We start from the raw sequence: 15,655 nt of genomic DNA, 5'->3' as shown, positions 1-15,655 counted from the left end.
CCTGGTCTTGCCACCGGCCTGTGGGAAGAACTGCGCATCGCGCAGTTCTTCCCCAAATGGTCCAGGGCTTGCCCTGGTTCGGGTCGAGGGGCGAACAGCCCCCGCGGGGTCCGGGGCAGCGCCCCGGCGCGACGCCTCGCGATGAGACCAATGCTCAGTCCCAGGCGAGCTCCAGCGATTCGAGGCGGCGGGCGGTGGCGCTCGGGAAATAGGTGAGCTTCTGGCCCGGGACGAGGCGCAGGCCTGGCAGGCGCTGGGTCAGGACCTCCAGCGCGATGCGGCCTTCCAGGCGCGCGAGCGGCGCGCCGATGCAATAATGAATTCCGTGTCCGAATGCGAGGTTCGGCGCCGTTCGGCGGAGGTCGAACCGGAGCGGTTCCTCGAAGCGCGCTTCGTCGTGGTTCGCCGAGATGTACGCGATCTGCAGGCGCTCGCCTTTTTTGATGTGCACGCCGCCGATCTCCACGTCCTCGAGCGCGGTGCGGTACATCGCGTGAATGGGGGAGGCCGTCCGCAGGACCTCCTCGACGATGGAGGGGATGATGCCCGGGTCCTTCCGTGCCGCGGCGAAGAGCTCTGGATCACGTGCGAGCTCGAGCGCCGCGGCCGCGATGAGGCCGGCTGTGGTCTCGTAGCCGGCGAAGAGAATCTGCAGGAGCATGTTGACGAGCTCGGCCACGCCGAACGGCGGATCCAGGGCCGCGGCGCCGGTGACGATATCGGAGAGTGCGTCGTCGCGGGGGTTTTTCCGACGGTCCTCGATCGCGTCGGCGAGGTAATGCTGGAAGGCGACGAATCCCTTCGCATGCTCGAGGAGTGACGGGAGCGGATCCTGTCCGGCGAAGACTGCGGTGCTGTTCGTGGTCCAGCGATCGACCTGATCGAGGTGCTCGCGGGGCAGCCCGAGCAGGTCGACGATGAAGTTCCCCGGCAATGCGATCGCGAAGGCGTGCACGAGCTCGACGTGGCCTTTCGTGAGGAAATCGTCGACGAGCCTTTCGGCGATGTCGCGGAGGATCGGCTCGAATGCGGCGAGACGGCGGAGCGAGAGGGCCTTCGTGACGAGGGCGCGCCCGCGCGTGTGGATCGGGGGATCGCTGTCGACGAGGCTCGGGAGGAGCGGATACCCCTTCATGAGCTCGGCGAGGAGCTCCGGCGGGGGAGGCGCTGTGGCGGCCTTGGGCGTGATCGAATCGAGCGACGAGAACCGCGAAGCGTCTTTCGCGACCGCGCAGACGTCCTCGTACCGGGTCACGACCCAGAGGCCGAGCGAATCACTCCAGAAGACGGGCTCGTCGCGGCGCGCGCGGGCATAAAAGGGCCGCGGATCGTCGAGCATGGGCGAGGCGAGCGGGAAGTGCTCCCGGCCGCAAGCGGACCCTCCTCGGCTCGTCACACGGGATTCGGACATGAATGCCTCCGTGGCGCGCGACGTGGCGCCGCGCGCTCGTTGTACGGGGATGTACTGAACCACGAGGGAGCGACGCGCGTCCACAAAATGCGTATGCTGCGGCCTGCGTAATGCGGAAAGGCAGGGCGGTGTGATGCATCGAGGTTTCTTGGTGGCGCTCCTCGGGATCGGGCTCCTCGCGTGCTCGTCGAATGAAACGGGCGTGAGCGGAAGCGCGAGCGGAAGCGGAGGCGGCGGCGGAAGCGGCGGCGGAAGCGGCGGCGGAAGCGGCGGCGGAAGCGGAGGCGGGAGCGGCGGCGGGGGCGGAAGCGGCGGCGGAAGCGGCGGCGGCGGCGGGAGCAGCGGCGGCGCTTGTGATCCGGCGGCGGGGACCTATTTCGTCGAGAATACGGGCAACGACGACGGTCCGGGCACGTCGGCCGAGCCGTTCCGGCACATCGCCGTCGCCCTGGAGGCCGCCCAGCCGGGGGACACCGTGGTCGTCCGCCAGGGCACGTACGACGAGCGCATCACGTTCCCGCGCTCGGGCGCGCCCGGGGCGCCGATCACGGTGCGCGCGGCCTGCGGCGCGCGGCCGATCCTCGATGGAACGAACCTCATCGGTATGGGCGAGGTGGGGATGTTCAACATCGTCGATCAGGCGCACATCGTCGTCGAGGGGTTCGAGATTCGCAACCTCACGGGCGTAAATGGCAATTTCCCCGCGGGCGTCTGGGTCCGCGGCGCCGCGCACGATATCGTGATTCGCGACAACGTCATTCACGACATCCTGGCCGAGAACGGAGGCGACGGCACGGGCGCGCACGGCATCGCGGTGTACGGGACGGAGACCACGCCGGCCGAGCGAATCTCGATCCTCGGCAACGAGCTCCACGATCTCGTCCTCGGCTGGAGCGAGGCGCTCGTGGTGAACGGGAACGTGCGTGATTTCGAGGTGCGCGACAACCACGTCCACCACGTGAACAACATCGCGTTCGATTTCATCGGGTTCGAGGGCGATGTCTGCGGCTCCTGCTCTCAGGACGACGTGATCGACGCGCCCGACGTGAACCGCGTCCGCAAAGGCCTCATCGTGGGCAACCTGGCGCACGACGTCACGAGCGCCGGCAATCCCGCCTATGGCAACGAGAAGGCCGCGGGCTGCTTCTACGTGGACGGCGGGGCGGATCTCATGATCGAGCGGAACACCGCCCACGATTGTGATCTCGGCGTGGAGCTCGCGAGCGAGTGGTTCGGCAAGTCGACACGCGCCATCGTGGTGCGGAACAATTTTCTGCACGACAACGACGTCACCTGCATCGTGACCGGCGGGTACAGCAGCGGGAACGGCGGTGGGGGCGGGGCCGCGAAGAACAACGTGATCGTCAACAACACGCTGTTCAATTGCTCGCGCGACGGCTGGGCGGACGCGGCGATCCTCTTGCAGAACCGCAACGAGGGCAACGTGGTTCAGAACAACATCGTGGTCGCGACGATGGGCACGAGCGCGGTCGTCATCGCGGGCAGCGGCAACACGGGGAACGTGTTCGATTTCAACATCTACTTCAACGGGGGCCTCGACGGCGCTTCGGGCGGCGCGAATTCGCTCACTGTAGACCCGAAGCTCGTGAATCCGCTGAACGGTGATCTGCACCTCTCGCCCGACTCTCCCGCGAAAGACAAGGGGAGCGGCGCGGTCGACGTGGGCGCGATGGACATCGACGGGGAGAACAGGAAAAACGGTCCGGTCGACATCGGCGCGGACGAGCTCTGATCAGCCCCACCGCACCTCGTAATGGGCGCGGCGCTCGCCAGGTTTGTCGCCCGGCCACGTGCACCAGGGCTCCCAGATGCCCTCGTCCTTGCGCAGCGAGCGCGTGTCGACGCGCATTCGCCCGAGATCCCGCGGAATCGTGATCAGGTTGTAGAGACGCGGCACGGACGCGGGGCGATGGTCAGCGGGCGCCCCGAAGCTGCCCGCGCCGACGACGTGGATCCGCCGCGCGGGATGCAGGTATCCTACGAGATCGGCGCGGTCCTCGTGGACGTGCCCATGCAGGACGGCCCGGACGTCAGCGCGGCGCAATCGTTCAAGGAAAGCGTCGTCCGTCATCTTTTCATTGCCCGTCACCGGGTGGTGGAAGACGGCGAGCCGCAGGACGGCGGCGTTCGCGTCGAGGTCCCCGCGCCGCTGCGCCTCCTCGATCTGCCGCTCGGCCTCGGCGAGGGCACGGGAGAGCGCGCCCGGGTGAATGGCCGAGCGGCCGCGGTGGTATTCGTCGATCTCGAAGGCCGAGTTCAGCGCGACGAACTGGACCCGCTCGGCCGGGAAGAGCAGGGCGATCCCTTGCTCCTCAGGTGTGAGCGGATACTCGCGCAGGCAAAGCGGGTGGTAGAGGTGGCGGGAAAAATTGCGGAATCGATCGGGATATCGCGTTTCGTCGCGCACGAGGTAGCCGCTCTCCTGCTCGACGAAGCTGCCGGGCGCGAGGCGCTTCGGGTCGACGGCGCGCCGCTTCTTGAAATCGTAGACCTCGGTGTCCCAGTCGAGATCGTGGTTGCCGGGCACGACGATGCAGCGCTCGGCGGTGAGGTTCATCGCCTCGGCAAGGCGCGAGAGGAAATGGCGCGCGGCCTCGAGCTCGCCGGGGCTCGCGCGGTTCGAGAGGTCGCCGGAGACGACCACGAAATCGAGCTTTTCCAGGGCGAGCCCCTCCACGCGGTCGCGCAAGTCCGTGAGCAAGGGCTGGAGCAGGGTCTCGGGGTCGTCGCCCTCGTGGAGGTGCAGGTCGCTGAGGTGGAGGATTCGAATGGGCGCGGGGGGTTTGTCCGAGGTGACGCGCGCGACGGCCATGGCCATCCGCGCGGCCTCGACGCTCTCCTCGCGCCGGCGCTCGGCCTCGCGCCGCAAGGCGAAGATCGGGGCGGCGAGCGCGTCTTTCCCTTCGACCCGTGGGACGAGCGGGGTGCGGGCGTCACATTCGGGGCAGCCGATGTCGGAATGGCCGCCGACGAGGCGGCTCTTGACGGTGTCCTCGGGCAAGACGTACCCGCACGCGCAGCGCACGGAGGCGCGCTCGACGAAATGGACGCCGCGCTGCTTGAGGTGATCCTCCAGAAACCCCGCGAAAAGCCGCCGGACCTCGTCGGGCGTGTCCGGCGAAAAGGCGACTTCGAGGCCCCCGCGCGCCTTTCCGCCCGGGGCTCGGGTCATGGATAGCCGCGACAGACCTTCGCCCGGGAGGCCAAAATCGGCGCGGCCGGGGCCGAGGCGCGCGGGGCCGAAGCGCCGGCCGAGGGCGAGGGCCGTGACGGCGGAGGCATACACCTCCGAGGCGGGGCGGCTCATTTCGTACCGAATGGCGGCCGGCAAAGCGGCGGCGACGGGATCGGCCGGATCGGCGGCGGGCGCGGGGGCCGGGAAGAGGGCGGGGAAAACGAGCAATCCCTCGTGGAGGAAACACGTGCCTTGTTCGAGCAGGAGCGCGATGACGCCATCGAGGACGCCGAGCTCCTGATCCTTGCGTAATCGCTCGCCGGGCGGGATGCGCGGGAATCGCGCGGCGGGGCCGAGCAGCGTGGCGATGTCGAGCGCGGGGACGCCGTGGGGGTTGTCGCGGGCGAGCAGGATCAAGGAGCCGGCATACCGGGCGATCTGCTCGACTTCGAGGACGAGGGCGCGGGTTCCATCGGACAAACGTATGTCCGCGACGAGGCCCTGGCGGGCAAGCTGCGAGGCGACGGCGGGGATCGCGACCGCAAGCTCGGCGTCGGTCTCGTCCTGGGCCACGCTGGCCTCGAGCTCGAGCAGCGTGAGCACGGCGCGGCCGGCCTTGCGGGCGCGCTCGACATGCGCGCGAATGCGCTCGAAGAGGACGGGGCGGCTCGTCGGGCCGAGCGAGGACCAATCGATGGCGCCAAGGATCGTGCTCTTCAATTCGGAGATGCCGCGGCCCGTGCGGGCGCTCGTGGGCACGTACGCGAGGGCGCCGACGTGGGTGCGGAGGCGCTCGCTCCCGGAGCGATCCTCGGGGGCGCGCTCGGCGTCGTCGAGTTTTGTACCGACGAGCAATCGGCGAGGCGCGTCGTCGTGCTCGCCTCCGTCGCCGAGGTGATCGTTCCACGAGGCGATTTCATTCTCGGCGGCCTTGCCGCGGCCGGGCTCGAAGACGAGCAAGGCGAGGGAGGTGTCCCGCAAGAAGAGGGGATGGACGAGGCGGTATTCGTCCTGGCCGCCGAGATCCCAGACGACGAGCTCGCGGCGATGGTTTTTCGGGACAGGCATGTCGCGCGGGAGGCGCGCGTCGCGAATGGGCCAGAAGCGCATTCCATGCGTGGAAGGTTGCTCCTCGTAACGATCCTCGGCGAGGCGGAGGGCGAGGCAGCTTTTTCCGGCGCGGCCCTCGCCGAGGAGGACGACCTTGGCCGTGGTGGTGTGGAGCGTGGTGGAGGAGGGGGCGCGGCCACGGAGCGCGTCGATATCGACGTTGAAGAGGGCGAGGGCGCCGGTCGGCGAGGGAATGGTGAGCGTGGGCTCGGTGGGGGAGAAGATGGCGCCTGCGAGGTAATTCGTGGCGGATCGCAATCGCGCGACCGGCTCCCAGGTATCCGTGCGCCAGAGCAGGACGAGGCCGTCGCGGGAGCGGGAGGCGAGGAGGCGGCCGTCGTGCGAGAAGGAGAGGCTCGTGACGGCAGCGGAATGGCCTTCGAGCTTGGCGAGGAAGGCGCCATCCTGGAGGCTCCAGACCGCGATGGTGCCGTCGTCGGCGGCGGAGGCGACGTGGGGCGTGCGGGGCCGGAACGCGAAATCGAGGACGGAGCCGCGGTGGAAATGGGCGGCGCGGGTGAAGCCATTTTGCGGCAAGGTGCCCGCCGGGATCGTGGAAATGGCGACGAATCCATCGCCCTTGCCGCCGGAGAGGAGGAACTCGCCGTCGGGCGAGAAGGCGAGGGCGAGGATTCCATCGGGGCAAAAGCCGTGATCGAGGTAGCCGATGGGGAGGAGCCCGTCGGCATCGAGGAAAAGAATCTTGCCGTCGGGCATGCCCGCGGCGAGGACGTTCTCGGGCGACCAGGCGAGGCTCGTGCCGGAGATCTCGTGCAGCGTGCGGAGGCATTCGCCGTTCGAGGCATCCCAGATGGAAAGGTTCGTCCCGGCACGCGTGGCCATGCGACGCCCGTCGGGGGCGTAGCAGAGGTCCATCGCGTCGGAGCCGGCGCGCGCGAGCCAGCGATTCGATTGCGTGTCCGCGTCCCAGACGTGGATCTTGCCCCAGAATGAAATGGCGGCGAGCGTGTCGCCGAGGGGCGAGAACCGGACGCGGGCGAGCGGGCCGCGGTCGATGGGCAAGGAGCGCAGGAGGGTGAATTCGGAGGGGACATCCGCGGAAGCGGGAGCGGATGCGGGCGCGGGAGCGCGTGCGGAAGCGGAGGCGGAGGCGTGCGCGGAAGCGGGACCGAGAGCGAGGCCGCGCGTGGCTCCGGGGGCGCGCGCGGGGACGGGGGAGGGAGCGAATGCGGCGACGGAGGGGGCGATGGGCGGCGGGCGAGGGGGCGGCGGGGGAGCGGCCTCCTTCTTCGATTCGAGCGGCTCGGGCGCGGGCGATAGGACGGGTTTTGCTGCGGCCTGCGGGGCGAATTCTGCGGCGATCGGCAATTCGAGGGCTTCGTCTTCCGCGAAATCGTCGGCCTTTGCGGGAAGGGCTGTGCGCCCGTGGACGAACGTCCGTCGGAGCGATTCGTCCACGCCGAGGGGAAGCAGCGTGGGGACGGGGACGAGCATGGCCTCGTTTTGCGGCGAGGAGGCCAGGGTTCGAGGCCATAACGAGAGAACCCCCTCGCCGAATGCGTCTGCGAACGTGAGCCGACCGACCACGTATCCATCCATGGAATCGGGCGTGATCCAGCCGCCGAAGAAAGGGGCCGTGCAAAGCGGCGCATGGGGCTCGTCCAACAAAATGGGGGCTTTTCCGCGGCTGCTCCCAGCCAAGTGGACGGCAAAGCGGCCAGGCGGGGCCATCCGTGCCAGCCGGTCGCGAGCACGGGGCGAGAGTCCGGAAGGCGGGTGGTGCGTGAGCAAGATACAAGCGTCGTGGCGCTCGGACCAGGCAGGAAGGTCGCCCGCTGCCGCCTCGATCTGACGCGGATCGATGTCGAGACGCCCATAGGCGCTCGACGCGGAGAGCTCGAGGAAGGCGGTGTTGAGGCCGGCGATTCCGTAACGGTGGCCGTCTTTCGTGACCGTGGCCGCAAAATCGCCGGGAAGAAGACCCGGGCGGAGGTGGAGTTCGATGTCGCCGGGGCGCTCGTGGTGGAAGGCCTTCATCCATTGCTTGAACGGGGCGAATGCAGCCTCCACCGCGTGCCGCATCGGGTGATCGGCGTCGTCGAAGAACGCCTCGCGTGTCGCTCCTTCCCAGCTTTCCGGCTCCGGGGCGGCGCCCCTGGCGATGCGGACGAGGTCGTGGTTGCCGGGCACCGCGAGCAGGGCAGGGCGTGCGCCGAGCCGGGCGAGAAAGTCTTGAAGCGAGGCGAGCCCCTCCGTGACGAGGTCGTACTCGCTCTCCGTGCCACTCGTCGCGAGGTCGCCGGTGACGAGGATGAGGTCGAGGGAGCCTGCGCGGGCGTGGAGCTGCGCAAGGTCCCGCTCGATCTCCTCGCGGAAGCGGGGCCTTTGCCACAGCGTGCCGTGGGTTCGGACGTGCAGGTCCGTGAGGTGCAGCCAGCCGAGTCCGGCCATGTAGGGGGCTCCCGGGGGGTGTCGACCGGCGCCCATCGTATCCCCCGGCCCTCGCGTCCGGCAACGACGGCGGGGGGGGCGTGGGTTGGTTTGTCTTGATGAACTGATGGGTAAACCACGTACCTATACGAATGTTGTGAATGTTTCTTTGTTCATGTTGTGTTTGGTTTGAAACATGTTGCTACCAGTCCTTTCGGGCATGTTTGTCCAGATAAACTGAAGTTTGGGCCACGGTCTGGTGCTGTGGATTTTTGCCCGTAGTGGAATTTGTTGATTGTTGTCACCCAAACATCTTGCTACCAGTACTTTGGGGCCGTTTTTCCTTATCGGCGAGGGGCCTGCGCGGGGCGCTCGGGGGTCCTCCGGAGCTTTTTCCGGTCTTCCGGGTGTTTTCGGGCCATTTTTGTCGGTTTTTGCGTCATGAACCCACCTGGATTTTGACGCGTTGCGTTGTTGTGTATTATGATCAATAATCTATAAATTAGATTGTCTAGTAAAACGTGTTTCTTGTAAAACTTTGGTTCGTGTTGCTTGTGATATTTATTGGTTTGTCGCGAAAATAAATTGTAGTTGAATGAAATAATGTGCGCGGCCATTGCGCCAAGTCGGCGCTCGATGGTCGCGATAGGCGGGAATGAAATGTCGGAAAATCGAATCAACGAGGGGCAGGGCGCCCCTCGGATTGCTTTTTCAGGCCGCGCTGCGGCTCACGAGAACGAGCGGATCCGGGCCGGGCGCCGCCTCGAAGCCGCCGAGGCCGTCGAGTAGCTCCCACGTCGCGCAGAGATTGGGCGTTTCCTCCGACGACGCCCAATCGCCCGTGCGCGCGAGCGGGCCGCCGACAATCTCCGGATCCGCGTCGATTCGCTCGCGCACCACCACCTCGCCCGCGTGCGCCGAGACGTTCACGTGCACGCGTGGATCCGATCCAGAACGCGACGCGAGCGCCGTGTGCAGGTCGAGCGCGAAATCGAGCGCCACCTGCCGCTCGTCCTGCCAGCTCACAGGATCCCGCGGCAGCAGCCGGAGGCCGAGCACCTCCGCGCTCGTGCTCGTACACAACGTGTAGCCCGCGCTCCGCATCCGATCCTCGGCGCTCGCCAGGATCCGCTCGATCTCGGCCGCGAAAAGATCCGGCGCGTCCTCGGCGTCGGCGCGCAGCCGGATCTCGATGAAGATGCCCACCGCGAAGCGCGGGAGCTGGTGCGAGGACGAGCGCAACGTGCCCGCCGAGGTCGCGTGGCGCAGCGCCCGCACGAGCGCGTGCACCGACTCGTAACGGCGCTCGGGCCGTTTTTCCAGGCACTTCAAGACCACCGCGTCGATCTCGCGCGAGACGGGGACGCGCTCGCTCGGGCGCGGCGCAGGCTCCTCCAGGTGCTTGCGCACAAGCTCGCCGGGGAACGAGGACTCGAACGGCAAACGGCCCGTGAGCAGGCGATAGAGGAGCGCGCCGAGCGCGTAGACGTCGGTGCGCGCGTCGACCGGCGCGCAGAGGAGCTGCTCGGGCGCCATGATCGTGAGCGTGCCGATCTGCCGGTTCACCGAGGTCAGGCCCGCGCTCGACGTGCCCGGATCGACGAGCTTCGCGATGCCGAAATCGAGGAGCTTCACGCCGCCGAGCCCGCCCGTCGCCATCACGTTGCTCGCCTTCACGTCGCGATGGACGATGCCCGCCGCGTGCGCCGCGCCAAGCGCCGCACACACGGGCTCGAGGATCTCGAGCGCCTCCTCCGGGCCGAGGCGACCACGCATCGAGAGCAAGACGTCGAGCGTGACGCCGGGGAGATACTCCATCACGAAAAACGGCGTTCCGCAGGAGAGCGCGCCGACTTCCTTGATCTCGACGATGTTCGGGTGGCGGATGCGCCGGAGGAGCTCGACCTCCCGGACAAACCGTTCGATCATCTTCGGCAGCGGCGCGAGCGTCGGATGCAGGACCTTGATCGCCACAGGCTCCGCGCGGCCCGCGGGATGCGCGCGGTACACCGAGCCACACCCGCCGCGCGCGACGAGCCGGTCAATGACGTAACCACCAACGGACGTCCCGACAGCAAGGGGGACGTCGTGATCCTCGCCGCCGCCCATCCCGCCTCCGCCAAGAAGCCCAGATCGACCCATCATGCCCTCCCCCGGTGCGATCGCGATCCTACGCCACGGGTATGACCCGAAATGCGCCGCGTCGGCAACCGATTTCCGCGGTATCCGTGCTTGTCGCGAAGCCCAATGATCGCCGCGACGCGCGATGGAATCAGGGTACGCACGGGCCTGATGGGGCCGCTCCCGATCCCCCCGACCCTAGCGCGGCATCAGGGCAATTCCCGATGCACTCGTCGAGGGTCACCCGTTCGCAGGACGCCCGTACTCCAAGTTCGTCGTGTCCTGTGCCGGCTCCGTGTTTCGCGCTATCGTGAGGGGAATCTCTGAGACGGGGGGGGTACATGTCTCGGAAATCAATGGTCGCGTTTTTTCCGTTCGTGCTCGTAGCGGTCATGCCGGTCATCGGTTGCGTGGGGGGGCCGGATCTCGACGAGGAGGACAGCACCGAGGTCGTGGGCGAGGGGGCCCTCGGCATCAACATTCTGAACGCGCTCGTTCCCGAGGCGCTGACGGCGGGTGGGGAGTTCGCCAAGGCGCCTCTTTCGGTGGACGCGATGGTGCCGGAGGCGCGCGCGGCTATCGAGGACTCCTCGGAGCAGGGGAGGCTCGCGCGGATGTTCCTCCGTTATGCCGTGGGCTGCGCCCTCGGACCGGACCAGGAGCTCTCGTACTCCTGGACGGACCTGCACGGCGATGTCCACAGAGAAGTGTACCAGGGCATCGCAGGGCTTGCCCCATCGTGGGAGCAAGCGCCGCTCGACGAGGTGGGCCAGCAGTGGGTGTCGGCGTGCCTCGGCGCGCGCACGAATCGTTACGGCAGGGCCGTGGAGATCTCGATGCATGGCTCCGCCGATGTGCTTGCGGAGGTGCATGACGCCGAGATCAAGGGATTCCCCTACGAGGAGGGGGCGTTCTGGGGAAACGTCTTCTTGCCCGAGCCCTATCTGCGTACCTGTTACAACCCGGCGAACGTCGAGCAGGCCCGGAACAAGTCGCGTGATTGCGCGGCAGGTCTCGCGGGCGCGGGCGACGAGGACTGCGGTATCATGGAGATCATGGGACCTTGCGCGAGCCAATGCGAAGCGCTCGGCGAAGGCCTGTACCATGCAGGCTGCACCGCACCCCAATCTGGGGTTCCTTCCGGAGGGAAAACGGAGTATGTGATCACCGTTTTCCTGCCGTAAAGATGATCGCACCACTGCCGCCGCCGGAGCACGACGCAACCATCCGTCAAGGACGGAAAGTATCGCGTTGTGCTTCGTGCGGGAGGCGGGTGGGGGCCTCCGGGTGTCCGGAGCATGGTCGTCCACTCGAAGGGGACACGGCGCCCGAGCTCGTATCCGAGCCCGAGGCGCCGCTGCCCGAGTTCCGCGGCTACCGCACCGAACGAATGCTCGGCCGGGGCGGGTTTGGCATGGTGTACGCGGCCGTGTCGACAGCGCCGCTGCCAAACGCCGGGCGCCGCGTGGCCATCAAGCTGGCCCGGGACGATCGGGCCGGCGCCGCGCAACGGCTCGCGCACGAGCTCGTGGCGCTGCGCCTCGTGGGCCCGCCGCACGTGCCCGAGGTGCTCGACGCAGGCGTGCTCGCCGCGGGTTCACCCTACATCGTGATGGAGCTCATCGAGGCGAGGACGCTCGCGGAGATCCTCGTCGCCCACGGCGGGCCTCTGCCCCCGGCCGAGGCCTGCGCGATCACCCGCGCCTTGCTCGGATCGCTGCGCGCCGTGCACGACGAGGGGCTGGTTCACCGCGACATCAAGCCGGAAAACGTCCTCGTGACGGAGCCGCCGGGCCGCGCGACGGTGCTCGACCTGGGGCTCGCGCGGCGCGAAGGCGTGATGCCGGCGCGCGTGACCCCGCCCGAGGAGGGCGCGATGGTCGGCACGATCGAGTACATGGCGCCCGAGCAATGCGAGGGTCGCGCGGAGCTCGATGCGCGCGCCGACGTGTACGCGGTGGGCGTGATCCTGTACGAGATGCTCGCCGGGCATCCGCCGTTCTGGGGGCCACCGGCGGCGGTGCGAGAGGGGCATCTCTCCCGCAGGCCCGCGCGGCTCGAACGTGCGGCCGGGACGCCGGTCCCGGCGGCGCTGGAAGACATCGTGCTTCGGTGCCTGGAGAAGGATCCGGCCGCGCGATACACGAACGCGACGGCGCTCGACGAGGCGCTCGCGGCGATCGCTCTCGGGACGGAGGCCGAGGTGCAGAGAATCCCGGATGTCGCCGGGGATCCCGCGACGAACGGGGTGGGAAAAACCCAGCCCCCGGATCGGGGCGTGTCGGCCGATGCTCGAACGAGGTCGTCCGATGCGTCGGCGTCCGAGCGGCGCACGGTGGCCTTGCTGCACTTCACGTCGCAGCTCGATCCGATCGCACTGCAGGGACGCATCGAGCCGATCGGCGGGCACGTGATGCGCGCCTCGAGCGGCCGGTACGTGGTGGCGTTCGGGCACGAGGCGGACGAGAACCCGGTGCGCCTGGCGATTCGCGCCGCGCAGGATCTCGTCGCGCGCGGGATCTGCGAGCGGGTGTGGATCGATCTCGCGAACGTGTCCGTGACGACGCGGCCCGACGGGTCGAAGCGGCTGCTTTCGCCGCACCTCGCGCGGATCGGGCAAGCGCCGCTGCCGGCGTCGACCGCGCCGATCCTGCTCTCGCCGACGGCGCGCGCGGTGCTGACGGAGGCCGATCTCTCGGAGCTGCTCTCGTTGTTCGGGGCGAAGACCGTCGAGGAGAGCGAGCTTTCGGGGGCGGAAGATCCGACAACGCGGCTCGGGCACGTGGGGCCGCCGCTCGTCGGTCGGGACGATCTGCTGGAGACGCTCACGCTCTCGGCGCTGCGGTCGGTCCGCGAAGGCGTGCCGTCGGTCGCGGTGATCGTCGGGGATCCGGGGCATGGCAAGAGCCATTTGCGCAGGCTCTTGGTCGAGCGTCTGCGCACGCTCGTGCCGCTCGGAGCGGCGGTGGATCTTCGCGCGCCGGAGCCGATCGTCGGCGGCGGCGACAGCGTGCGCGACTTGCTTTCTGCGGCGCTTGGTCTGCCCGCGTCGATGCCCGTGGAGGGGCGCAAGGCCGCGCTGCGCGAGCGCCTCGGGCCGGCGAGTAGCCCCGAGGCGGAGGCGGCGCTCGCGCTCGCGCTCGGCTGGGTGGGGCCGCCGCGCGGCGACGAGACCACGGACTTCCCGGGCCTGCGCGCCCTCGAGGCCGCGCCCTTCGCGCTCGGCGCGACCCTGCGCGTGGCTGGCGGCGAGGCGCTGCGGAGGCGCGCGGAACGGACGCCGCTCTGCGTGGTGCTCGACGACGCGCAGTTCGCGGACGAAGCAACGCTCGGCATCCTGGAGCACGCGACGCTCGCGGAGGCGCGGGCGCCGATCTTCGTGTGCGCTCTCGGCCGGCCCGTGTTCCGGGAAAACCACCCGTCCTGGGCCGAGCGCGCCGCGCACCGGGACGTCTTCGATCTCGGCCCGCTCGATCCGCAGAGCGCGGCCTCGCTGGTGCGCGCGCTGCTCGCGCCGGCGGAGAACGTGCCAGAGCTCGCGGTGCGCAGGCTCGTGGAGCGGACGCAGGGCATTCCGCTCTTGCTCGTCGAGCTCGTGCGTGGGCTCAAGGGCGCCGGAATCGTGCGCCGGCACGAGGGCGGCCGCGGGTTTTACGTGGCGACGGACGAGCTCGATCGGGTGCCCGATCTGCCGCTCATCGAGTGGCTCGCGCACCGCGAGATCGACGCGCTGTCGCCGGCGGAACGGGCGCACGCGAGGCTCGTGGCGACCGTCGGGGCCGAGGTCACGCCGGAGGAGATTTCCGGCATCCTGCGGGGGATCTTGCGCCGCCTCGATCAGAGCGGCGAGTCGAGCGAGTTCCCGCTCGACGCGCGGATCGGCATCGAGCGATTGCTCAACACGGGCGTGCTTCGCCGGCAGCGTCACGGCCGCGTCGGCTTCCGGCACGCGCTCGTCCGCGAGGCGATCGCCCGCGGCGTGCCCGAGGCGCTCCGCCGCAAGATTCACCTCACGTGCGCCGAGTACTACCGCGACGCGCCGGGGCCGCCGGAGGGGCCGCCCGAGGAGCAACGGCTGCCGCAGCTCGCATACCACGCGGCCTGCGCGGGGCTCTTCGACGTGGCGGAGGCGGCCTACATGGCGCTCGCCGAGGCGGCGCGGGCGAGGCACGCGTACGTCGATGCCGAACGTTTCTACACGCTGGCCCTGGAGCAGCAGGCGAGCACGGGGATGTGGCGTGGCAACGCGTACCGCGGCCGCGGGCTCATGCGATATCGCGTGGGCCGCTATCACGACGCGCTCGCGGATTTCGCCGAGGCGCGCGCGGCGGCGAGCGCGGCGGGCGATGAGATGGAGATCGTCGAGATCCTGCTCGACGAGGCGACGGCGCTCGACTGGATGGGCGAGCACGGGGCCTCGCGCGACAAGGTGCAGGAGGCGCAGGCGCTCGTCGCGGGCCGGGCGACGCCGCTGCTCTCGGCGCGCATTCTGCTCGGGATCGGGCGTTCGCTTTATCGCTTCTCGCTCAAGGAAGAGGCGCTCGACGCGCTCACGCGCGCGGCGTCCGAGGCGGCGGCGCTCGGCGAGGCGGGCTACGAGACGCAGGTGATCGCGCTGCTCATGCTGGGCTACCTGGAGCAGGGCATCGGCCGGCACGCGGAGGCCGAGCGCGCGCTCGATCGGGCCGTGACCTTGTGCGACGCCCACGGCGACGCGCTGCACCTCGCGGCGTCGATCAACACGCGCGGCGTGCTCCGCGGGTTCCAGGGGGATCGGCAGCGGATGATCTCGGACCTCGAGCGGGTCATCTCGCTCGGCCGCGAGCTCGGGCAGGACTACATCGAGTGGACCGGCCACTTCAACTTGGGCGAATGCCTCTACCTGATGGCCGAGCTCGAAGCGGCCGAGCCGCACGTGGCCCAGGCGCGCGCCATCGACGAGCGGCCCGTGGGCGGCGAGCCGCGCCTGGCGAGCATCCTGCTCCAGGCGCGGATGCTGCTCTATCGCGGCGACATCGAGAACGCGCGCGCGCTCGCCTCGCGGGCCCGCGGCGGGACGTCCGCGCCGCTGACGGTGCCTTCGGACGACGTGCTTTGCTCGATGATCGAGCTCGCGACCGAGGACGCGGGCGACGAGGCGTGGGAGGCGCTCGAGGCTCGCTCGGAGCGGTACTCGATCGGGCAGGAGCGCATCGAGGTGGTCGAGACGCGAGGCCTGTCCGCATTGCGGCGGGGGAGGCGTCGCGAGGCGGCGCGTCACCTCGAACGCGCGCTCGCCCTGTCGCGGCAGATCCCGAACGTGATCGGCAAGCGGCTGGCGCGGCACCTTGCCGAGGCCATGCGCGACTAGCGCCGCGATCGCGGGGTCGGGCCGGTTTTTCCACAAGCGGCGGACGGTTCGTAGTAGAAAAACCGAGGGGGCGTTC

At 69.1% G+C, this 15,655-nt stretch carries 6 protein-coding genes; 3 read left to right on the top strand and 3 right to left on the bottom strand.

Annotated features, from left to right (window positions below; translation table 11 throughout):
- Positions 1-154 precede the first annotated feature (154 nt).
- Positions 155-1,411, bottom strand: a complete 1,257-nt coding sequence (locus KEG57_RS32985; RefSeq protein ID WP_272459178.1) for a cytochrome P450 — start codon at positions 1,409-1,411, stop codon at positions 155-157.
- A gap of 151 nt (positions 1,412-1,562) precedes the next feature.
- Here KEG57_RS32985 and KEG57_RS32980 point away from each other — a divergent pair, with 151 nt between their 5' ends.
- Positions 1,563-3,164, top strand: coding sequence for a right-handed parallel beta-helix repeat-containing protein (locus tag KEG57_RS32980; RefSeq protein ID WP_272424034.1), 1,602 nt, complete (start codon positions 1,563-1,565; stop codon positions 3,162-3,164).
- On the opposite strand, the gene KEG57_RS32975 is transcribed toward KEG57_RS32980, so the two are convergent.
- Together KEG57_RS32975 and KEG57_RS32970 are read right to left on the bottom strand one after the other, a co-directional pair.
- Positions 3,165-8,129, bottom strand: a complete 4,965-nt coding sequence (locus tag KEG57_RS32975) for a metallophosphoesterase (RefSeq protein WP_272424035.1) — start codon at positions 8,127-8,129, stop codon at positions 3,165-3,167.
- A gap of 690 nt (positions 8,130-8,819) precedes the next feature.
- Entirely contained in the window at positions 8,820-10,253 is a 1,434-nt protein-coding gene (locus tag KEG57_RS32970; protein ID WP_272424036.1) for a serine/threonine protein kinase, read from the bottom strand.
- Positions 10,254-10,570: 317 nt separating this feature from the next.
- Here KEG57_RS32970 and KEG57_RS32965 point away from each other — a divergent pair, with 317 nt between their 5' ends.
- Together KEG57_RS32965 and KEG57_RS32960 are read left to right on the top strand one after the other, a co-directional pair.
- A complete protein-coding gene (locus tag KEG57_RS32965; RefSeq protein WP_272459177.1) occupies positions 10,571-11,413 on the top strand; it encodes a hypothetical protein in 843 nt (280 codons plus the stop codon).
- 89 nt (positions 11,414-11,502) lie between these two features.
- Positions 11,503-15,579: a serine/threonine-protein kinase gene (locus KEG57_RS32960; protein WP_272424039.1), complete on the top strand. Its 4,077-nt coding sequence runs from the start codon at positions 11,503-11,505 to the stop codon at positions 15,577-15,579.
- Positions 15,580-15,655: the final 76 nt, after the last annotated feature.

This window comes from Polyangium jinanense, assembly GCF_028435365.1.
This window is presented reverse-complemented; position numbering and strand designations above follow the sequence as displayed.

What these genes read in the sequence shown, in the direction of transcription:
- KEG57_RS32985 (WP_272459178.1), bottom strand. Translation starts at nt 1,411, where the DNA reads ATGTCCGAATCCCGTGTGACGAGCCGAGGAGGGTCCGCTTGCGGCCGG.
- KEG57_RS32975 (WP_272424035.1), bottom strand. Translation starts at nt 8,129, where the DNA reads ATGGCCGGACTCGGCTGGCTGCACCTCACGGACCTGCACGTCCGAACC.
- KEG57_RS32970 (WP_272424036.1), bottom strand. Translation starts at nt 10,253, where the DNA reads ATGATGGGTCGATCTGGGCTTCTTGGCGGAGGCGGGATGGGCGGCGGC.
- KEG57_RS32965 (WP_272459177.1), top strand. Translation starts at nt 10,571, where the DNA reads ATGTCTCGGAAATCAATGGTCGCGTTTTTTCCGTTCGTGCTCGTAGCG.